The sequence below is a fragment of the Pseudoclavibacter sp. VKM Ac-2888 genome (assembly GCF_015351285.1).
Lineage (GTDB): Bacteria > Actinomycetota > Actinomycetes > Actinomycetales > Microbacteriaceae > Pseudoclavibacter.
The window spans coordinates 995,560-1,015,027 of record NZ_JADKSM010000001.1 but is presented as its reverse complement, the minus strand read 5'-3'; the positions used below and the strand labels follow the sequence as shown (position 1 = coordinate 1,015,027).

General features: G+C 67.7%; 19 protein-coding genes. 16 read left to right on the top strand and 3 right to left on the bottom strand.

All coding sequences use genetic code 11. The annotated features are described in order from the left end of the window. The first annotated feature begins 25 nt into the window (after positions 1–25). The 4 genes from truB to ITJ61_RS04880 are packed head-to-tail and all read left to right on the top strand — an operon-like array spanning position 26 to position 2,724. On the top strand, positions 26–949 hold the full coding sequence (gene truB / locus ITJ61_RS04895) for a tRNA pseudouridine(55) synthase TruB (RefSeq protein WP_194685659.1): 924 nt from the start codon (positions 26–28) through the stop codon (positions 947–949). Continuing rightward, positions 946–1,332, top strand: coding sequence for a hypothetical protein (locus tag ITJ61_RS04890; protein ID WP_194685658.1), 387 nt, complete (start codon positions 946–948; stop codon positions 1,330–1,332). The genes truB and ITJ61_RS04890 overlap by 4 nt, the downstream gene beginning before the upstream one ends. Next, positions 1,332–1,781 carry a hypothetical protein gene (locus tag ITJ61_RS04885; protein ID WP_194686687.1) on the top strand — a complete coding sequence of 150 codons (450 nt, stop codon included), beginning with the start codon at positions 1,332–1,334 and terminating at the stop codon, positions 1,779–1,781. The genes ITJ61_RS04890 and ITJ61_RS04885 overlap by 1 nt, the downstream gene beginning before the upstream one ends. Next, positions 1,765–2,724 (top strand): bifunctional riboflavin kinase/FAD synthetase, encoded by a 960-nt coding sequence (locus tag ITJ61_RS04880; RefSeq protein WP_104241468.1) that lies wholly within the window; start codon positions 1,765–1,767, stop codon positions 2,722–2,724. The genes ITJ61_RS04885 and ITJ61_RS04880 overlap by 17 nt, the downstream gene beginning before the upstream one ends. Here ITJ61_RS04880 and ITJ61_RS04875 read toward each other — a convergent pair. Beyond that, a complete protein-coding gene (locus tag ITJ61_RS04875; RefSeq protein WP_194685657.1) occupies positions 2,712–3,386 on the bottom strand; it encodes a maleylpyruvate isomerase family mycothiol-dependent enzyme in 675 nt (224 codons plus the stop codon). The two genes, ITJ61_RS04880 and ITJ61_RS04875, sit on opposite strands and share 13 nt — an antisense overlap. Positions 3,387–3,651: 265 nt before the next feature. Here ITJ61_RS04875 and ITJ61_RS04870 point away from each other — a divergent pair, with 265 nt between their 5' ends. Together ITJ61_RS04870 and ITJ61_RS04865 are read left to right on the top strand one after the other, a co-directional pair. Continuing rightward, positions 3,652–5,808, top strand: a complete 2,157-nt coding sequence (locus ITJ61_RS04870) for a DEAD/DEAH box helicase (protein WP_104298642.1) — start codon at positions 3,652–3,654, stop codon at positions 5,806–5,808. Between the two features lie 51 nt (positions 5,809–5,859). After that, complete coding sequence (locus ITJ61_RS04865; protein ID WP_104241465.1) at positions 5,860–7,356, top strand: aspartate ammonia-lyase; 1,497 nt, start codon at positions 5,860–5,862, stop codon at positions 7,354–7,356. Between the two features lie 135 nt (positions 7,357–7,491). On the opposite strand, the gene ITJ61_RS04860 is transcribed toward ITJ61_RS04865, so the two are convergent. After that, positions 7,492–7,956, bottom strand: coding sequence for a hypothetical protein (locus ITJ61_RS04860; protein WP_104241464.1), 465 nt, complete (start codon positions 7,954–7,956; stop codon positions 7,492–7,494). A gap of 168 nt (positions 7,957–8,124) precedes the next feature. Here ITJ61_RS04860 and ITJ61_RS04855 point away from each other — a divergent pair, with 168 nt between their 5' ends. The 10 genes from ITJ61_RS04855 (at position 8,125) to ITJ61_RS04810 (ending at position 18,372) form a co-directional block, all read left to right on the top strand. Beyond that, a complete protein-coding gene (locus tag ITJ61_RS04855; RefSeq protein ID WP_181059287.1) occupies positions 8,125–9,306 on the top strand; it encodes a PrsW family intramembrane metalloprotease in 1,182 nt (393 codons plus the stop codon). After that, positions 9,303–10,571, top strand: coding sequence for a PrsW family intramembrane metalloprotease (locus ITJ61_RS04850; protein ID WP_194685656.1), 1,269 nt, complete (start codon positions 9,303–9,305; stop codon positions 10,569–10,571). Before ITJ61_RS04855 ends, ITJ61_RS04850 begins: the two co-directional genes overlap by 4 nt. A gap of 3 nt (positions 10,572–10,574) precedes the next feature. Next, on the top strand, positions 10,575–10,949 hold the full coding sequence (locus tag ITJ61_RS04845; protein WP_068480291.1) for an FKBP-type peptidyl-prolyl cis-trans isomerase: 375 nt from the start codon (positions 10,575–10,577) through the stop codon (positions 10,947–10,949). Positions 10,950–11,059: 110 nt separating this feature from the next. Next, on the top strand, positions 11,060–11,329 hold the full coding sequence (gene rpsO, locus ITJ61_RS04840; protein WP_104241461.1) for a 30S ribosomal protein S15: 270 nt from the start codon (positions 11,060–11,062) through the stop codon (positions 11,327–11,329). 112 nt (positions 11,330–11,441) lie between these two features. Continuing rightward, positions 11,442–12,524, top strand: a complete 1,083-nt coding sequence (ppk2, locus tag ITJ61_RS04835; protein ID WP_104306879.1) for a polyphosphate kinase 2 — start codon at positions 11,442–11,444, stop codon at positions 12,522–12,524. Between the two features lie 236 nt (positions 12,525–12,760). Next, positions 12,761–15,019 carry a polyribonucleotide nucleotidyltransferase gene (locus ITJ61_RS04830; protein ID WP_104241459.1) on the top strand — a complete coding sequence of 753 codons (2,259 nt, stop codon included), beginning with the start codon at positions 12,761–12,763 and terminating at the stop codon, positions 15,017–15,019. Positions 15,020–15,155: 136 nt separating this feature from the next. Continuing rightward, positions 15,156–16,505, top strand: coding sequence for a M16 family metallopeptidase (locus ITJ61_RS04825; protein WP_104241458.1), 1,350 nt, complete (start codon positions 15,156–15,158; stop codon positions 16,503–16,505). Further along, the gene (locus tag ITJ61_RS04820) at positions 16,505–17,104 is read left to right on the top strand and encodes a histidine phosphatase family protein (protein WP_104306878.1); all 600 of its coding nucleotides are present in this window, start codon (positions 16,505–16,507) and stop codon (positions 17,102–17,104) included. Before ITJ61_RS04825 ends, ITJ61_RS04820 begins: the two co-directional genes overlap by 1 nt. Positions 17,105–17,176: 72 nt before the next feature. Further along, a complete protein-coding gene (gene dapB / locus ITJ61_RS04815; protein WP_194685655.1) occupies positions 17,177–17,914 on the top strand; it encodes a 4-hydroxy-tetrahydrodipicolinate reductase in 738 nt (245 codons plus the stop codon). Then, positions 17,911–18,372 (top strand): hypothetical protein, encoded by a 462-nt coding sequence (locus ITJ61_RS04810; RefSeq protein ID WP_258063132.1) that lies wholly within the window; start codon positions 17,911–17,913, stop codon positions 18,370–18,372. The genes dapB and ITJ61_RS04810 overlap by 4 nt, the downstream gene beginning before the upstream one ends. Before the next feature lie 18 nt (positions 18,373–18,390). On the opposite strand, the gene ITJ61_RS04805 is transcribed toward ITJ61_RS04810, so the two are convergent. After that, positions 18,391–19,344, bottom strand: coding sequence for a TIGR01777 family oxidoreductase (locus tag ITJ61_RS04805; protein WP_104241455.1), 954 nt, complete (start codon positions 19,342–19,344; stop codon positions 18,391–18,393). Positions 19,345–19,468: the final 124 nt, after the last annotated feature.

Below are 19,468 nucleotides of genomic sequence, written 5' to 3'. Positions count from 1 at the left end.
ACGGGCACCATAGAATGTTGGGGACATGACGATTCCACCTCCTGGCCCGAACGGCATCCTCCTCCTCGACAAGCCGCAGGGCCCGACCAGCCACACGCTCGTCGCGATGACCAGGCGGGCGCTCGGCACGCGGAAGGTCGGCCACGCGGGCACGCTCGATCCCATGGCATCCGGACTCATGATCCTCGGCGTCGGGGGAGCGACCCGCCTGCTCACCTACTTCGTCGGCGACGACAAAGAGTACTTCGCCACGGTTCGTCTCGGCGTGTCGACGAATACCGAGGATGCCGAAGGCGAGCTCACCGCGACGGCACCGGGAGGTGCGGTTGCCGCGGTGACGCCGGAGCGCATCGAGGCGGCCATGGCCGCCCTGCGAGGCCCGATCAGTCAGATCCCGTCATCCGTCAGTGCCATCAAGGTCGACGGGGTTCGCGCGTACAAGCGGGTGCGCGACGGCGAGGAGGTCAAGCTGGCCGCGCGGGCTGTGACGATCTCCGAGCTCGAGCTGCTGGCCTCGCGGAGTGGGCTTGCCGGAGAGACGCCGGTGCTCGACCTCGACGTCCGGGTCGCCTGCTCATCCGGCACCTATATCCGCGCCCTCGCACGGGATCTCGGCGACGCACTCGGCACGGGGGCGCACCTCACCGCGCTCAGGCGCTCTCGCGTGGGTGACTTCAGCATCTCCGACGCGGTCGCGCCGGACGCCCAGGACCTCGAGCTCCGACTGCTGAGTCCTGCGGCGGCCGCACTCCGGCGCTTCCCGGCCCTCGAGGCGACCGGTCAGCAGGCCGCGGATCTTCGCAATGGCAAGAAGCTCCGGGTGGCAGACGGCACCGGAGACGGCCTGCTGGCGGCCATCGACCCGGAGGGCAGCCTCATCGGCATCGCCAGGGCATCCGCCGGCGTGCTCAAGACGGAGTTCAACATGCCGACGGGAACCGGCTCGTGATCGAGTGGTTCACGTGGGTCCTCTGCCTCGTGAGCGCGGGGGCCGGCATCCTGTGCCTCATCGCCGGTGCGAGTGGTCGCAAGCCGGGAGACGTCACGGTCGGCGCCGTCGCACTCGTGGAGCTGCTGCTCGTGGTGCAGTTCGTGATGGCGCTCATCGCGCCTGCGGCCGGCAATGAGCCAGTCGGCGACGCGCTCGAATTCTGGATGTACTGGGTCGTGGCCGTGATAATCCCCCCGGCCGCCGTCTTCTGGGGGCTGGTGGAGCGCACGAAGTGGTCGACCATCATCCTGGGCGTCGCGGCGCTCACGATCGGCGTCATGGTGTTCCGCATGCACCAGATCTGGATCGGCGCCAGCCCGTTCATCGGACTCGCGTCGTGATGCGCGGGCGTGGATCGAACGCTGCTGGGAACGCCTATCGCGGCGCCCACGGCGCCGGTCGTGTGCTCGTCGTGGTCTACGCGGTGCTGGCGCTCGCATCGATGGGACGCAGCTCCTACCAGCTGCTGTCGAAGCTCGACGAGGCGCCCCTCGCCTACTCGCTGTCAGCCGCGGCTGCCCTCGTCTACCTGCTCGCGACCATCGCACTCGTGCGGCACGGGCGGGCGTGGAACCTCGTCGCGTGGTGCACGATCGTGTTCGAGCTCGTTGGCGTGCTCGTGGTCGGCTCGCTCACCGAGTTCCACCCGGAACTGTTCCCCTCCGATACCGTCTGGTCGGCCTTCGGGGTCGGCTACGCGTATATTCCTCTTGTGCTCCCGATCCTCGGCATCGCATGGCTCGAGACGGGACGATCGAGACGAAAGAGGGAACGTGCGGCTGTTCACTGACCTGGCCGAGCTGCCAGCGGAGCCGACGCCGAGCGCTGTGACGGTCGGCAAGTTCGACGGCGTCCACCGGGGCCACAGATGGCTGCTCTCGCGGCTCGTCGAAGAGGCCTCCGCGCGCGGAATCGAGCCGGTCGCGGTCACCTTCGACCGGCATCCGCTCTCGCTCATCAAGCCCGGCGTCGAGCCCGAGCCGATCACGTCGCTCTCGCAGAAGATCGAGCTCCTCGAGAAGACGGGCCTCAGCGCGACCCTCGTGCTGCCGTTCGACGACGAGCTGGCCGGGATGAGCCCCGAGGCGTTCGTGCGGGAGCTGCTCGTCGGCGCCCTGCACATGCGCCTCATCGTCGTGGGCAAGGACTTCCGCTTCGGCGCCAAGGGCGCAGGAGACGTCGATCTCCTGCGTGAGCTGGCCGCGACGAGCGGATTCGAGATCGTCATCGCCGACGACGAGATGGCCGAGGACGAGCGCTCGCACCTCGAGCGACGTGCCTCATCGACCTGGGTTCGGGAACTGCTCGCCCTCGGTGACGTCCGTGGGGCCGCCGAGGTGCTCGGCCACCATCACTCGCTTGTCGGCGAGGTCGTGCACGGCGCCAAGCGGGGCCGCGAGCTCGGGTTCCCGACGGCGAACCTGTCCCCGGAGCTCGAAGGGCTCATCCCCGCAGACGGCGTGTACGCGGGATGGTTCCGCGGCGGTGACGTCGAGGCCCCTGCCGCGATCTCCATCGGCAACAACCCCACGTTCGACGGCGTGCCTCGCAAGCAGGTCGAGGCGCACCTCATCGGCGAGACCGTCGACCTCTACGGACTCGTCGCAGAACTCGAGTTCGTCGAACGCATCCGAGGCATGGAGAAGTTCGACAGCATCGAAGCGCTGAAGGACCGCATGGCCCTCGACGTCGAAGAAGCTGCCGAGACGCTCGGCGGGAGCTACGTCGTCTGACTCGGCTGCTCGTCGAGCGTGACCTCGCGACCGAAGAGCCTCAGCACGATGCGCGCGGCGGTGGCCTCGAGCACGGGTCCCTTGTCGCCGATCTGCCAGCGGGCGTCCGTGGCGCGGAGGCGGTTGCGCTTGGCGAGCGACGCCGCCGAGGTCAGCGGAACCCGTGTTCGGACGAGTGCGACCGCGCTCGTCGACCGCGGGCTGAGACGGATGCGCAGGCCAAGCGCCTCGGTCATGTCGTAGGTGTGGACGACGGCTTCCGTGAGCTCGGAGATTCCCGCACGGTTCGGCGAGACCACCTTCTCGGCGGCGATCGCACGGATGCGAGCGACGAGCTCGTCGGTCGGGGCCGAGCCCTCGCGCTTGGCGACGTCGTCGAGGTAGGAGTCCACGCGCAGCCCGTTGCGCAGCACGCCTCGGGAGGCGTCGCGGAGGAGCGTCGAGGTGGGGGAGCCGAGTCGCCAGGTGAGGTGCCCCGCGACGTCACGGACGCTCCACCCCTCGCACTTGCTCGGCGAGTCCCACTGCTCAGGGGTCAGGCCGGCGAGGAGAGCTGCAGTGCGGTCGAGCGTCGTCGCGATGTGAGCGCTCCAGTCGCCTGCGACCCGCTTCGACGGCGTGAAGTACGGCCGGTCGGGATCTGGGAAGGGGCGTTGAGGCACCTGACGATTATCGCACCAGAGCGGAGTCTGTGCGGGGCAACGACACGTCGTTCCCGAGTCGAAACCTGCGGGTCGCCTGGCGTACACTGTGATCGCCGGTGCCTGAGGGAATCTGAACTCTCCTCGTCACCTGCATGACATCCGGGAGCTCGTCACTCGAGTGGGCCGAGGCCCGCCTCACTGCCGGTCGCCGCGTTCGGCGCCGATGCTGCGACCTCCGCCCGGCTCAACTTCCCGATCCCTGCCACGTTGCATAAGGAGGGGCATGTCTCGTAGGACACGCGCCCAAGCCGGCGGTCGCGCCGGCGTTCACACGCCGCCGCGGAACCGCAAGCCGGTCGATAACACCGGCGTCATCCCACAGCTCGCGAAGGCGGCACGGGAGGTCGAGGCCTCGGCGCAGCGCGGCAAGGTCTCGCCGTCGAATCGCACCAAGTTCCAGGTCATCGCGCTGCTGATGCGCGAGGAGCGCGCGAAGGCCAAGGAGACCAGCGAGCTCAGCGAGCATGACCGTGCAGAGGCGCTCAAGCGCCTCGACGGCCTCGCCTCGATCCTCGCCAAGACCGCTGCGCGCGACACCTCGCTCATCAGCCTCCTCGAGCCCGGCGCTCCGGTCAGCGAAGCAGCGAAGGCGCTGCGCAAGCAGATGCTCTTCGCCGGTGGCATCGAGATGGTGGTCGACGAGCAGCCAGAGCCCGAGGCCCAGGCCGAGAAGCTGCCGCCGGAGATCGCGCAGCGACAGGTCCTTCCCGGCTCCGTCAAGGCGCGCACCCGATCGAACCCGTTCCTGGCGCCAGTGCTCACGAGCGTCAACTCCACAGCTCCGCACTACTCGAGACTGTCCAACTGGGAGCTCCTCGGCCCGCTCCTCCGCGCGTTCGAGACGGGCGCAGGCGGGAACGCGGCCTCGATGGAGCTGCCTCCTGCTCCCCGCTGGGACCGCATCTCGCCTCCAGGCCAGGAGCTCATGGATCACCAGGCGAGGCTGCTCGCGAGCGTCGCCGACGGGCACCGGGCCTACCTGCTCGCGGACGAGCCCGGGCTCGGCAAGACGGCGCAGGCGCTGCTCGCCGCGTCGGTCGCCGAGGCGTACCCGCTGCTCTGCGTCGTCCCGAACGTCGTGAAGACGAACTGGGCGCGAGAGGTCCAGCGCTGGACCCCGAACCGTCGGGTCACGGTCATCTCCGGAGACGGTCAGGGAATCGACGCCTTCGCCGATGTCTTCGTGGTCAACTACGAGATCCTCGACCGCCACCTCGGCTGGCTCACGTCGCTCGGCTTCAAGGGCATGGTGCTCGACGAGGCGCACTTCATCAAGAACCTGCAGTCGCAGCGGTCGCGGCTCGTCATGCAGCTCGCGAACAGCATCAGGGCTCGCGTGCCCGGCGCCGACCCGCTGCTCATGGCGCTCACCGGAACGCCGCTCATCAACGACGTTGATGACTTCAAGGCGATCTGGCAGTTCCTCGGCTGGCTCGAAGGCGACAGGCCCTCGCAGCTGCTGCTCGACCGTCTCGACGAGACGGGCCTCGTGCCCAGCGATCCCGGCTTCCTGGCGGCGGCACGGCAGGCGGTCATCGATCTCGGGATCGTCCGCAGGCGCAAGATCGACGTGGCCGCGGATCTTCCGGCGAAGCGCGTCGTGGACATGCCCGTCGAGCTCGACTCGGATGAGGGCAGGAGCATTCGCGCAGCGGAGGCGGCGCTCGTCTCGCGTCTGCTCGAGCGGTACCGCCGGATGGCGGCCGCTGCCGGGCTCGAGCCCGGCGCCGTCGACCTGGATCGCGTTCGCATGATCGCCCGCCAGGAGGTCGAGGAGTCGAAGGCCTCGTCGACGGGAGCCAGCATCTTCACGATGCTCCGCACCATCGGCGCGGCGAAGGCCCGGCTCGCGGCTGAGTACGCCGGCCAGATCGCTCGCTCTGCGGGCAAGGTAGTGTTCTTCGCCAAGCACATCGAGGTCATGGATGCGGCGGAGCGGACGTTCGCGGAGAACGAGATCTCCTCGGTCTCCATCCGAGGCGACCAGACCCCGGCAGCGCGACAGGCCGCGATCGACGCCTTCCAGAACGACCCGAGCGTGCAGGTCGTCGTCTGCTCGCTCCTGGCCGCTGGAGTCGGGTTGAACCTGCAGGCGGCGTCCGACGTGGTGCTCGCCGAGCTCAGCTGGACTGCCGCGGAGCAGACCCAGGCCATCGACCGCGTGCACCGCATCGGCCAGGAAGAGCCGGTCACCGCGTGGCGCATCGTCGCGGCGCAGACCATCGACGCGCGCATCGCCGAGCTCATCGACAACAAGCAGGGCCTCGCCCTGCGTGCCCTCGAGGGAATCGATGCTGGCGAGCTGTCGGCTGACAGCATCCAGGTCGATGCGCTCGCGAGTCTTCTCGAGGCGGCGATCCGAGGAGCGCGTCGGCAGTAGGCTGAGGTCAGCGCGGAAACTCAGACGACGAAGTTGGAGGACCATCAGGTCATGTCAGAAACGCAGGAATTCCGTGTCGAACGCGACTCGCTCGGCGAGATGCGGATCCCCGCAGGTGCCTACTGGGGTGTGAACACCGCCCGCGCGCTGGAGAACTTCTCGATCAGTCGACGTCAGATCAGCGTGTACCCGGACTTCATCGTCGCCTACGCGCAGGTCAAGCAGGCCGCAGCGCGCGCCAACCTCGAGATCGGCGTGCTCGACCAGGAGCGCTCGTGGCTCATCGATCGCGCGTGCCAGGACATCATCGACGGCAAGCTGCACGAGGAATTCGTGGTCGGCGTGATCCAGGGCGGTGCCGGGACGAGCACCAACATGAATGTCAACGAGGTCATCGCGAACCGCGCGCTCGAGCTCGCCGGTCGCGAGTTCGGAGATTACGAGTTCCTCTCCCCGAACGACCACGTGAACCGATCGCAGTCCACGAACGACACGTACCCGAGTGCGGTCAAGGTCGCGCTCGTCCACGCGACCGAGCGTCTCATCGACGAGTTCACGCTGCTGCAGAACGCGTTCCGCGTGAAGGGCAGCGAGTTCAAGCACATCCTGAAGATCGGCCGCACGCAGCTCCAGGATGCCGTGCCGATGACGCTGGGCCAGGAGTTCAGCGGCTTCTCCACGACCATCGGCGAGGACATCCAGCGCCTCCGCGACGTGCTGCCGCTGCTGCTCGAGCTCAACCTCGGTGCGACGGCGATCGGGACCGGCATCACGGCTGAGGCGAGCTACGCGTCCGCCGTCATGCGCCAGCTCCGCAAGATCACGGGCTACAACGACCTGCAGACGGCGCACGACCTCATCGAGGCCACGAGCGACACCGGCGTGTTCATGTCGCTCTCGAGCGTCATCAAGCGCACCGCGATGAAGCTGTCGAAGATCTGCAACGACCTCCGGCTGCTCTCCTCCGGCCCACAGGCTGGCCTCGGCGAGATCAATCTGCCGGCGCGCCAGGCTGGCTCCTCGATCATGCCCGGCAAGGTCAACCCGGTCATCCCCGAGGCGGTCAATCAGGTCGCGTTCGTCATCGCGGGGGCGGATGTCACGGTCTCCATGGCATCCGAGGCTGGGCAGCTGCAGCTCAACGCGTTCGAGCCCGTCATGCTCCACACGCTCATGCAGAACTCCGCCTGGCTCCGCCGCGCCGCGCGTACCCTGCGCGTGAACTGCATTGACGGCATCACCGCCAACGAGGAGCTGCTCGCGTCCCGCGTCTCCAGCTCCGTCGGCGTGGTCACGGCCCTCACGCCCTACATCGGCTACTCGGAGGCGTCGAAGCTCGCCAAGGAGGCCCTCACCACCAAGTCGACCATCGCCGACCTGGTCGTCGAACGCGGGCTCCTGAGCCGGGAGGAAGTCACGAGCATCCTCTCGCCCGAGCGGCTCTCCGGCATCCAGGCCGTCACGAGCGCCATCCCGATCATCACGCAGGCGCAGGCCACGGCTCTCGAGGACAGCCTCGACCGAGCCGATCTGCGTGACTTCTCCTAACGCTGCCGGCGTCCGCCTGTAGCGGGCGTCACCACAGCAGAACGGCCCCTCCGGTGCAGTGCACCGGAGGGGCCGTTTCGTTCCCTGCGCTGTCGGTCGGGGCCGCGTGAGCCGCAGCGCACGACCGAGAGCGAGCTACTCGGGGCGCTTGCCTTCGGGGTCCTGCTCCGGCGTCGACTCGCCCTCGACGGCAGCATGGCGTGGCGAGCTCGTGTCACCGGGGGAGAACATGGCGTCTGCGTCGTCGTCCTCGAACGTCTCGAGGACATCTTCGCGGGCCTGACCGGCTCGCACCAGCGTCTGCACCTGTGACTCGATGCTCTTCTCGACTTCTTCCTCGACCCGACGCTTGACGTCGTCGAAACCATCGTCGACGCGCTTGCGCATCTCGTCGAGCTGCTCGTCGACGCGCCGACGCATGTCCTCCAGCTGGGTATCGCTGCGGCGGCGCAGGTCTTCAGCTGACACCGTCATCCGCTCCGCGAAGGCCTTCGACCTGCCGCCGATGTCTTTCGCGACCTCTTCCGCGTGCACTCGACTCGTGCTGATCCCAGCGATGAAGCCGACAGTGGCACCGAGAAGAAATCCGAGACGCATCATGCTCCTAATCTACCGTGCGCTGAGCCCGGACGACTGGTCGTTCGCCTGACCCGCGTCCGCTTGGCTATGCTGACCGCAGCGAGCCGACGAGGCGGGGAGACCCGTGCGCGCCGCGAGGCCCGAATGTCTCTGCTTCGGGCAGCCACCCCAATGCACGGAGGACCATCGATGAGCAGTGCCACGTCAGTCGCGCCGAAGCGGCGCAGAAGGCTGACTCGGGGCAGGCTCACCTGGCTGCTTCTGCTCGGCTTCGCGGTGCTGCTCTCCGTCGGGGTCGTCGCCTGGCTCTTCAGCGAGCTGCGCTTCGCCGCGCTCACGATGGCGATACCCGCTCTCGTGCCCCTCGGGCTCGTCCTCACGGCTGTCTGGTGGCTCGACCGCTGGGAGCCAGAGCCGCGGATCCTGCTCGCCTTCGGACTGTTCTGGGGTGCAGGGGCCTCGGTCGTCGGGACTCTCGTCACCGGCGGCATGATGCTCGATGTCGCCCGCTCGTACCTGGCAACCGAGGGTGCCGTGAGCAAGTTCTCCGTGCTGATCCAGTCGCCGATCTCCGAGGAGTCCATCAAGGCCGTCGGCCTGTTCCTCATCCTGATCTTCGCGCGGAGGCACTTCGACAGCCCGCTCGACGGCTTCAGCTACGCGGCCGTCATCGGCGCAGGCTTCGCCTTCACGGAGAACATCATCTACTTCTCCCAGGCCGCGGAATCGGCTTCGGGCTTCGCGTCGACGTTCATCGTGCGCGGCATCCTCTCGCCGTTCGCGCACGCACTCTTCACCGGCATCACCGGCATGGCCATCGGCTGGGGAGCCCGCAGAGGCGGCTGGCGGCGGCCGATCCTCATGGGCCTCGGCGGGCTCGTCATCGCGATCCTCGCTCATGCCTTCTGGAACGGCGGAAGCCTGCTCATCCTCCCGCTGCTCGGAGTCGACCCGAGCAATCAGTTCGGCTGGCTCATCTTCTACCTCGTCGTGCAGCTGCCCATCTTCCTGCTGCTGGCCTGGTTCCTCGTCAAGCTGCACGACCGCGACCGCCTCATCATCGTCGACCGTCTGGGCGAGTACGCGGATGCCGGATGGTTCACGACATCGGAGGTCGCGATGATCGGGGACTGGAGCGCGCGCGAGCAGGCGTTCGCGTGGGCCAAGTCCGTGAGCCCCGAGGCCGACCGCGCGATGCGCGGCTTCGTCCAGGACGCGTCGAGGCTCGCCTTCGCCCGCGAGCACGCCAGGGTCAACAAGCGAGACCCGAATCGGAGAGTCGTGGAGAAGCGCATGCTCGACCGCGTCAAGGAGCACCGTTCGCAGCTCGCGGCCTTCGGCGCGGCCGGACCCAGGGTGGCCACCTCGTGACCGGACCCATGCACGCGGACGGGCGTTGGGGCGCACCAGCCGGTCAGCGCCAGATCGACCCCCAGTTCGTCCTCCCGCAGGCCCCCACGAAGGGTGAGCTGGCGATGCGCATCACGACGATCGTCGTCATGTGCCTGGCCGCGCTCATCATCGCCGTCGTCCTGTTCCTCGCGTATCTCGGCAGCAGCGACGTCGTGCTCCTCGGCAGCGTGCTCGCCGCGCTCGTCCCGCTCTTCGTCGTGTGGATGGTCGTGTGGCTCATCGACCGGTGGGAGCCCGAGCCGCGCATCCTGCTCATCGGCGCCGTGTTCTGGGGAGGCGGCATCGCGGTCGGTGGCGCGCTGCTCACGGGCCTGGTCCGCGAGGTCCTCCTTCCGGGAGCCCTGCCCGCCTGGTGGGGCCCATCCGTCGAGGCGCCCGTCGGCGAGGAGATCTGGAAGGGCCTCGGTCTCGTCGTCATCTACGCAGTCGCGCGTCGTCACTTCAACGGACCGACGGACGGCCTCGTCTACGGAGCTCTGCTCGGCGCGGGCTTCGCGTTCACGGAGAACATCCTCTACTTCTCCTCGATGTGGCAGGAAGCAGGGGTCGGGGGCTTCGTCGCCCAGTACTTCATCCGGGGCATTGCCCTGCCGCTGCTGCACCCGATGTGCGTCTCGCTGACCGGCATCGGAATGGGCATCGGCGCCCGTCGCGGTGGCTGGGGCTCGGCGCTCGGCGGCTTCGCACTGGGTCTCATCCCCGCGATGGCCCTTCACGCGCTCTGGAACGTCGGCTCGGGTCTCGTGCAGCAGTCTGCTGGCATCCTGGGGCTCATCGCGTTCTTCGCGCTGATCATGGTGCCGATCTTCCTCGCCTGGATCGTGACGATCCTCCTCCTGCGACGGAAGGATGCCCGCATCATCGTGGAGCGCCTGTCCGAGTACGCCGCTGTCGGCTGGTACTCGCAGGCCGAGATCAGGATGCTCTCCACGATGCGCGGCCGATCGAGCGCGAGGTCCTGGGCGCGCCGGTCCGGGAAGCGCGCGGACAAGGCCATGCGCGACTTCATCACCGAGTCCACGCGTCTCGCGAGCGTCCGGCACCAGGTCGTCCTCGACCCGAATCGCACGAGCAAGCTGCTCGACGAACGGCTCCTGCTCCGGCATCTCGGAGAGCTCCGAGGCGAGCTGATCCAGGCACAGGCACAGCCGCAGATGCAGCCGCAGACACAGCCGCACGGCGCGTCATCCGGGACTCGTCCAGGCTCCGGCGCTTGGATGTAGAGCATGACAAACACTGATCGCACCAAGCCAGAAGTCGACTTCCCGGGTGGAGAGGCACCAGCAGAGCTGGTCATCGAGGACATCATCGTGGGCGACGGGGCAGTCGCGGAGCCGTCCTCGACGGTCGACGTGCACTACCTCGGCGTCGAGTTCGAGTCCGGCGAGGAGTTCGACTCCTCGTGGAACCGGGGCGAGTCGGTCAACTTCCCGCTGAAGGCGCTTGTGCGCGGCTGGCAGGAAGGCATCCCGGGCATGCAGGTCGGCGGCCGCCGCAAGCTCGTCCTCCCGCCGCACCTCGCCTACGGCGCCGCTGGCGGAGGGCACCCGCTCTCCGGCAAGACGCTGGTCTTCATCATCGACCTGCTGGGCGTGAGCTGACCCCTCGCGATCTGCTATGCTCTTTCGGTTGCCGTGAAACGGCCGCGGATGAAGAGAGCTCGCACATTGTGTGCCGAGCGCCGCGCAACGAAAGAGAAGGGGGTCTGTCAATGGCACTAAGCGCTGAGGGCAAGAAGGCCATCATCGAAGAGTACGCAACGCACCCGGGTGACACTGGTTCCCCTGAAGTTCAGGTTGCCATCCTCACCACGCGAATCAAGGAGCTCACCGAGCACCTCAAGGAGCACAAGCACGACCACCACTCGCGTCGTGGTCTCCTCCTGCTTGTGGGTCAGCGTCGTCGTCTGCTCGGCTACCTCGCCGACGTCGACATCTCGCGTTACCGTTCGCTCATCGAGCGACTCGGCCTTCGCCGCTAAGCACTTTCTGCGAAGAGCCCCTGCCGTCGGCAGGGGCTCTTTTCGCGTGCAGCGGCGCCTGGTCGTCCACATGGGGCCCAGGCGTGGAGGCCCCGGCGCTAGGCTGAGCGACATGGCAGCCCCTCGAACTCCAGCAAAGCCGCACGCAGACGCCAAGGGTCAGACGAAGGCCTCGGAATCGGGCAATGACGCCCGCGTGGAGGCCGGCGCATCGGACTCCACCTCGACGAGTCGCGCTCGGAAGCAGGGCGCAGGCTCTCAGGCCGCGTACCGCCTCAACCGGGCGGGCATCCCGGACATGACCCCGGAGGTGGACGAACTCGCCGAGCTGCGCGACGAGGACCCGCTTGGCGAGGCCTGGCGCCACGGCTACCCCTACGACGCCAAGCTGCCGCGCAAGGAGTACGAGAAGCAGAAGCGCGCGCTGCAGATCGAGCTCCTGAAGCTCCAGACCTGGATCAAGGAGACGGGACAGAAGGTCGTCATCATCTTCGAGGGCCGGGACGCGGCAGGCAAGGGTGGTGCGATCAAGCGCTTCATGGAGCACCTGAACCCTCGCGGTGCTCGCACCGTCGCGCTCGAGAAGCCGACGGAGAAGGAGCAGACGCAGTGGTACTTCCAGCGATACGTCGAGCATCTGCCCTCTGGAGGCGAGATCGTCCTGCTGGATCGCTCCTGGTACAACCGTGCGGGCGTCGAGCGCGTCATGGGGTACTGCACCCCGACCGAGTACCTCGAATTCACGCGTTCCGCTCCCGAGTTCGAGCGCATGCTCGTCAACTCCGGCACGACCATCATCAAATTCTGGTTCTCGGTCGGTCGGGCGGAGCAGCTCGCGCGCTTCGCGGCCCGTCGCGACGACCCGGTGCGCCAGTGGAAGCTGAGCCCGACCGACCTCGCGTCTCTCGACAAGTGGGACGAGTACAGCGAAGCCAAGGAGGCGATGTTCTTCTACACGGACACCGCCGAATCGCCGTGGACGGTGGTCAAGTCGAACGACAAGAAGCGGGCGAGGCTCGAGGCCATGCGCTACGTCCTCTCCCAGTTCGACTACCCCTCGAAGGACGAGAGCATCGCGCACGCTGCTGACAAGAAGATCGTCGGGTCGCCGAGCAAGCTCTACGACGAGGGGGAGAAGCCGACGGGGGAGTTCCCTCTCGTGAAGGAGCTCCCTCGCCCGTCTCGCAAGAAGTAGGGGCGCCCGTGCGGCACTCGCCGCACGGGTTCCAGCTGCTCGTCGCCCTCCGCTGGTAGAGTCAGCAGCGCAATCATTCAAGACACGCGGGGCGGCGAGTAGCTGGTCCTCGGTGGTGGGTTCCTGTCGATGCGCTAGAGGCGCTCATTCGGCAGTGGTCTTCTACTGACGATCAGCCCGGGAAGACCCGGTCGCGCTTGCCCTTCGCGTGCACACACGCAGAAGGAGGAGACCTCTTGGAAGGTCCCGAAATCAAGTTCTCTGAAGTCGTTCTCGACAACGGCAAGCACGGCCAGCGCAAGATCCGCTTCGAAGCAGGGCGTCTCGCCCAGCAGGCGCAGGGCTCTGCCGTCGCCTACCTCGACGACGAGACGATGCTGCTGTCGGCAACGAGCATCTCGAAGAACCCGAAGGAGAACTTCGACTTCTTCCCGCTCACGATCGATGTCGAAGAGCGCAGCTACGCCGCCGGCAAGATCCCCGGATCGTTCTTCCGTCGTGAGGGACGCCCGTCGACGGAGGCCATCCTGGTCTGCCGCCTCATCGACCGGCCGCTGCGCCCCTCGTTCGTCAAGGGCCTCCGCAACGAGGTCCAGGTCGTCGTGACGGTGCTCTCGATCGCTCCTGGTGAGTTCTACGACGCCCTCGCGATCAACGCGGCTTCGCTGTCCTCGCAGCTCAGCGGTGTGCCGTTCTCCGGCCCCATCGCCGGTGTCCGCCTCGCGCTCATCGACGGCCAGTGGGTCGCGTTCCCCAAGTTCGAGCAGCTCGCCGACGCCGTCTTCGACCTGACGGTCGCCGGCCGTCTCGTCACGAAGGCCGACGGCACCGAGGACATCGCCATCATGATGGTCGAGGCCGAAGCCACCGAGCACGCGTGGGGCCTCATCCAGGCCGGCGCGCAGAAGCCCGACGAGGCTGTTGTCGCACAGGGCCTCGAGGCTTCCAAGCCGTTCCTCACGCAGCTCGTGAAGGCACAGCAGGAGCTCGCAGACCAGGCCGCGAAGCCCGTCGTCGAGTACCCGGTCTTCCTCCCGTACACGCAGGAGGCCCTCGACGCGGTCACTGCCATCGCGCACGACGGACTCGTCGACGTGTACCAGATCGCCGGCAAGATCGAGCGCCAGGATGCTGACGACGCGCTCAAGGCCAGCGTCAAGGAGCAGATTGCCGCGAAGATCGAAAGCGGAGAGCTCGACGCCTCCGTCGCCGGTCAGGTGTCGGCCGCCTACAAGACCGTCACGAAGGACGTCGTCCGCGGACGCATCCTCCGTGAGGGCAAGCGCATGGACGGTCGCGGCGTCGCCGACATCCGTCAGCTCGATGCAGAGGTCGACGTCGTGCCACGCGTGCACGGATCGGCGATCTTCCAGCGCGGCGAGACGCAGATCCTCGGCGTCACCACGCTGAACATGCTCAAGCTCGAGCAGCAGATCGACTCGCTCTCGCCGATCACGTCGAAGCGCTACCTGCACCACTACAACTTCCCGCCGTACTCGACGGGTGAGACCGGACGAGTCGGCTCGCCGAAGCGTCGCGAGATCGGGCACGGCTTCCTCGCCGAGCGCGCCATCGTCCCGGTTCTCCCGAGCCGCGAGGAGTTCCCCTACGCGATCCGTCAGGTCTCGGAAGCGCTCAGCTCCAACGGCTCCACGTCGATGGGCTCCGTCTGCGCCTCCACCCTGTCGCTGCTCAACGCCGGTGTGCCGCTGCGCGCTCCTGTCGCGGGCATCGCCATGGGTCTCGTGTCCGACGAGGTCGACGGCGAGACGCGCTACGCGGCGCTCACCGACATCCTCGGCGCAGAAGACGCGCTCGGCGACATGGACTTCAAGGTCGCCGGTACCGCGGAGTTCGTCACGGCGATCCAGCTGGACACGAAGCTCGACGGAATCCCGACGTCGGTTCTCGATGGCGCCCTGACGCAGGCTCGCGATGCTCGCATCCAGATCCTCGACAAGGCCATCAACGCCGTCATCGACACGCCGGACGAGCTCGCTGCCACGGCACCGCGCATCATCTCGGTCCGCGTTCCGATCGACAAGATCGGCGAGGTGATCGGGCCAAAGGGCAAGGTCATCAACCAGATCCAGGACGACACCGGAGCCGACATCTCCATCGAGGACGACGGCACCGTGTACATCGGCGCTGTCGACGGTCCGTCCGCCGAGGCCGCTCGTGCAGCGGTCAACGCCATCGCGAACCCGACGAACCCTGAGGTCGGCGAGCAGTACCTGGGAACGGTCGTCAAGATCGCATCCTTCGGTGCCTTCGTCTCCCTGCTCCCGGGCAAGGACGGCCTGCTGCACATCTCCGAGGTGCGCAAGCTCGCCGGTGGCAAGCGCGTCGAGAACGTCGAAGACGTGCTCGGCGTCGGCCAGAAGATCCTCGTCGAGATCACGAAGGTCGACGACCGCGGCAAGCTGTCGCTCGCACCCGTGCTCGAGGAGGCAGCTGCTGAAGAGGGCGTCGCTCTCGAGGCAGGCGCTGAGTAGCTCAGCCCACCTCTGCTCTGAAGGGCCCCGCGCATCCGTGCGCGGGGCCCTTTGGCGTCTCGCGAGGTCTCGAGCCGCTGGGAGTTGTCTCGCGGCTGACGCCGGGACGGTCAACACGCTCTAGGCTTGACTGGTTATGCGCGATGCCATTGAACTGCCACTTGACCTTCCCGAGATCGAAGCACGAGTGTCGAACGGCGGTCTCTTCCGACGTTCGGTGCTGCCGAGCGGGGTGCGCCTCCTGACCGAGGAAGTCGTCGGCGCGGCGAGCACCAGCATCGGCCTGTGGGTGCCGGTCGGCTCCCGGGACGAGCTCCCGCATGAGTACGGTTCCACGCACTTCCTCGAGCATCTGCTCTTCAAGGGCACGCCGACACGGTCCGCCTTCGAGGTATCTGCGGCCTTCGAGCGCGTCGGTGGAGAGGTGAACGCGCAGACCGCGAAGGAGCACACGCTCTACCACGCGAAGGTCCGCGATGCCGACCTCCCGATGGCCGTCGAGGTCCTGAGCGACATGATCACCTCGAGTGTGATCGACGCCGCGGAGTTCGAGATCGAGCGCGGCGTCATCATCGAGGAGCTCGCGATGGCGGACGACGACCCGAACGACGTGGTCTGGGAGCGGTTCTACGAGACGCTCCTCGGTGCGCATCCGCTCGCGAGGCCCATCGGCGGCACGCCGGCCTCGATCAGGGCCGCTGACCGCGACGCCGTGTGGAGCTCGTACCGCCAGCACTACCGTCCGGAGGAGCTCGTCGTGACCATCGCGGGGGCCGTCAACCACGACGTCGTCCGCGAGCAGCTCGAGCGCAACCTCCGAGCCGGCGGGTGGGACCTCGACGCACGCGCCGTCCCCGTCTCCCGCAGGGCCACGACGCTCGAGCCGGGCTCCGCGGTGCCGACAGGACCGCTCTCGGCCATCGAGCGCCCGCTGGAGCAGCTGGCCCTGGTCATCGGTGGCCAGGGAATCACGCAGCTCGACCCGCGCAGGGAGGCATTCGGCCTCATGCATCGGATCTTCGGTGGTGGCATGTCGTCCCGCCTCTTCCAGGAGATCCGCGAGAAGCGCGGGCTCGCCTACTCCGTGTACTCGTTCGGCGGTAGCCACTCCGATGTGGGGGTGACGGGCATGTACGCGGGATGCGCTCCCGACAACGTGCTGGAGACGGTCAGGGTGCTGCGCCAGGAGGCGGAGAAGCTCGTCCAGGACGGGGTCACCGCGACGGAGCTGGCCGACGCGAAGAGCGCGAGTGCCGGCGGCTCCGCTCTCGCGATCGAGGACGCCGACACTCGCATGTCTCGCCTCGGGCGCGCGGAGATCCACACGGGTCGCTTCTACGACCTCGAGGCGGCGCTCTCGCGGGTCGAAGCCGTGTCGCTCGACGAGGTGCAGTCCGTCGCGGCCGACATGTTCAGTGGGGAGCTCGTTGCGTCTGCGGTCGGTAAGCTCTCCTCGGAAGCAAGGACCGAACTGGAGCGCCGCTGATGTCGCACTACCTCTACCTCGTCAGGCATGGCGAGCAGGAGAACGCCGAGCACGGAATCACCGACGGCCCGCTGTCGGAGCGTGGTCGGGCCCAGGCTCATCTGATCGGCCGCAGACTCGCGGGCGTCCCGCTCAGCGAGTCCTACACGTCGCCGCTGGATCGCGCTGTCGAGACGAGCGCGGTGATCGACCAGTACACGAGCGGTCCCGCCGCGCTCGAGTCGACGCTGCTGTTCGACTGCATCCCCACGGGGCAGGACGGTGCGCCGTCGACGTACGACAGCTTCTTCGGCGGCATCGGTGACGAGGTCGTCGACGCCGGCATGGCGCAGATGAACGACGCCTACGACACGTTCTTCAGCAAGAGCCGCGACGACCGCCACACCCTGCTCGTGACCCACAACTTCGTGATCGGCGAATTCGTGCGCCGGGTGCTCGACGCCCCAGACTGGCGCTGGCTCGGCCTCAACTCGGTGAACACCGGTCTCACGGTGGTCCGGGTGCGGACCAGGAAGCCGGCTGAGCTGCTGCTCTTCAACGACCTGTCGCACCTGACGCCGGAACTGCGCACGGGAGTCAGCACCTCGATCGCCGTCTGAGGTTGTCGGGCCTGCCGCCGGGAGCCTCCCGCGTCGTCTGCTCGGCCTGCCGATGGCCGTACGCTTGTGGGCATGGAAACAAAGGTCGCCGTGCTGGGCGCTTCTGGCCGCATGGGAACACTGATCACACGGATCCTCGAGACGACCGATGGGCTCCGCTTCCATGCGGGGCTGACGAGTTCTTCTTCACTCGATGAGATGCTCGGCGCCGACGTGCTCATCGACGTCTCGCGGCTCGAGGCGTCGGAGGCGGCGGTTCCCTTCGCCCTCGAGCATGGCATCGACGTCGTCGTCGGCACGAGCGGCTGGGACGAGCAGCGGATCGCCGGCGTCTCTGGCCTCGTGCCTCCGGAGCGTGCCGTCGTCTTCGTCCCGAACTTCTCTCTGGGCTCGGTGCTCGGCACCGCGCTTGCGAGCGTCGCGGGGCGCTTCTTCGAATCGATCGAGATCGTCGAAGCGCACCATGACAAGAAGGTGGATTCGCCGTCAGGGACTGCTGTACGGACCGCGGAGCGCATCGCGACCTCGAGGGAACGGCCACTCTCCGCTCCGAGCAGCGAGCAGGACGCTCGGGGGCAACTCGTCTCGGGCGTGCCCATCCACAGTCTGCGGTTGCGCGGAGTCGTGGCGGATCAGCAGGTGATCTTCGGGGGAGAGGGTGAAGTGCTGACGATTCGCCACGAGACGATCTCGCAGGAGGCCTACGTGCATGGCATCAAGCTCGCCATCACGCATGCGGTCGAGACGCGGGGCACGACAGTCGGGCTCGACGGCGTGCTCGGCCTCGACGGACTGTCGGGTCGCTCGTGAAGAGCAACCTGGCCACGAAGCTCGGCGTCGCCGCCGTGACCCTGCTCCTGCTGCTCTACATCGTCTTCGTCTCGGGAATGGCGGTCTCACTGTTCGCGGGCGATATCGTCGCCAAGGTGATGGGTGCCGCACTCATCGTGTTCCCGGTCCTCGCGGTCGTCTTCGTGGCCCGTGAGCTGCTCTTCGGGATGCAGACGGAACGACTGCTCGGACGTATGGCGGACGCCGGCGAGCTGCCGGAGGACGACCTGCCCAAGCGACCGAGCGGACGCGTCGTCCGTGAGGCGGCCGACGAGGACTTTCCGAGGTGGAAGTCCGAGGTCGAGGCCGCTCCTGAAGACTGGAGGACGTGGATGCGCCTCGGTCTTGCGTACTCGGCCTCGGGGGACCGAAAGCGAGCCAGGGCTTCTCTGCGCGAGGGCATCCGCCTCGAGAAGGCCGCTCGCGCCAGGGCGTGAGCGGCCCGGCTCGAAGGGTCAGACCCCGGCGCCAGGCTCTGGCTCGAACTCCGGCGACTTGAGGGCCAGCTCGACGGCCTGACCCGCGGTGCGATCCTTGAAGGTGAAGCCCGCGTCGAGCAGGCGCTTCGGGCGGATCTGCTGGTCGGCGAGGAACAGCTCACGGCCCGCCTTCTGGAGGGTGAGGTCGATGAGCGTCGATGGCGCCTTGAGCTTGTAGGGGCGCCCGAGCTCGTCGGCCAGCTGCTGCTGGATCTCGTCGGCGGTCGCGGGTGTGGGGCCGACCAGGTTGTAGGGCCCCTGCGCGTCGTCGGACTCGAGCAGGAAGCGGAGCGCGCGCACTTCGTCGCGCAGGCTCACCCACGGCCAGTGCTGCGTGCCGTCACCCAGCTGCGAGAGCAACCCGACGCTTGCCAGGGTCTTCAGGACGGTCAGGACACCGCCGCGCCCCAGGACGAGACCGGTGCGGGCGAGGACGACCCTGGTGCCCTCCGGGGCTGTCTGAGCCGCGCGCTCCCAGCGGTCGACGACACGCGGGAGGAACTCGTCGGTCTCGGGCAGTGCCGAGTCCTCGTCGAGTACCTGCCCCGGCCGGTCGCCGTACGCGCCCGACGCGGAACCGTTGATGAGGAGCGCCGGGGGCGTGGAGGAGGCCGCCATAGCACCGGTGATCGTGAGCGTCGCGTTGACGCGGGAGCGAAGGATCTCCTTCTTCACGTTGTAGGTCCACGGCAGCTTGCTGAGCGGTGACCCGGAGAGGTTCACGACTGCATCCACGCCGTCGAGGACCCTCGCGTCCAGAGTTCGCTGGGCGGGGTTCCACCGGAACTCGCTGGCGTCCTTCGGGTCGCGCCTGACGAGCCGCGTGACGCGGTGGCCGTGCGCGTGCAGTTCCTCGATGAGACGGTGGCCGATCATTCCGGATGCGCCGGAGACGAGAACGTGCTTTGGGGAGGTCGCCTGAGTGCTCATGACCTCGAAGGTAGTCGTGTCAGTTGGGCGCGAGCGCAACGCGGGGCCGTGCTCGGCTGATCGCGCGCCTGAATGCGCCTAGGCTGTGCGGGTGCATCACGTGAACCTCGCCCCGAACACGGCC

Excerpts from the sequence above, each read along its gene's own strand:
- truB (WP_194685659.1), top strand. The coding sequence starts at position 26 with ATGACGATTCCACCTCCTGGCCCGAACGGCATCCTCCTCCTCGACAAG.
- ITJ61_RS04885 (WP_194686687.1), top strand. The coding sequence starts at position 1,332 with ATGCGCGGGCGTGGATCGAACGCTGCTGGGAACGCCTATCGCGGCGCC.
- ITJ61_RS04870 (WP_104298642.1), top strand. The coding sequence starts at position 3,652 with ATGTCTCGTAGGACACGCGCCCAAGCCGGCGGTCGCGCCGGCGTTCAC.
- ITJ61_RS04865 (WP_104241465.1), top strand. The coding sequence starts at position 5,860 with ATGTCAGAAACGCAGGAATTCCGTGTCGAACGCGACTCGCTCGGCGAG.
- ITJ61_RS04860 (WP_104241464.1), bottom strand. The coding sequence starts at position 7,956 with ATGATGCGTCTCGGATTTCTTCTCGGTGCCACTGTCGGCTTCATCGCT.
- ITJ61_RS04855 (WP_181059287.1), top strand. The coding sequence starts at position 8,125 with ATGAGCAGTGCCACGTCAGTCGCGCCGAAGCGGCGCAGAAGGCTGACT.
- ITJ61_RS04845 (WP_068480291.1), top strand. The coding sequence starts at position 10,575 with ATGACAAACACTGATCGCACCAAGCCAGAAGTCGACTTCCCGGGTGGA.
- rpsO (WP_104241461.1), top strand. The coding sequence starts at position 11,060 with ATGGCACTAAGCGCTGAGGGCAAGAAGGCCATCATCGAAGAGTACGCA.
- ppk2 (WP_104306879.1), top strand. The coding sequence starts at position 11,442 with ATGGCAGCCCCTCGAACTCCAGCAAAGCCGCACGCAGACGCCAAGGGT.
- ITJ61_RS04825 (WP_104241458.1), top strand. The coding sequence starts at position 15,156 with ATGCGCGATGCCATTGAACTGCCACTTGACCTTCCCGAGATCGAAGCA.
- ITJ61_RS04820 (WP_104306878.1), top strand. The coding sequence starts at position 16,505 with ATGTCGCACTACCTCTACCTCGTCAGGCATGGCGAGCAGGAGAACGCC.
- dapB (WP_194685655.1), top strand. The coding sequence starts at position 17,177 with ATGGAAACAAAGGTCGCCGTGCTGGGCGCTTCTGGCCGCATGGGAACA.
- ITJ61_RS04805 (WP_104241455.1), bottom strand. The coding sequence starts at position 19,344 with ATGAGCACTCAGGCGACCTCCCCAAAGCACGTTCTCGTCTCCGGCGCA.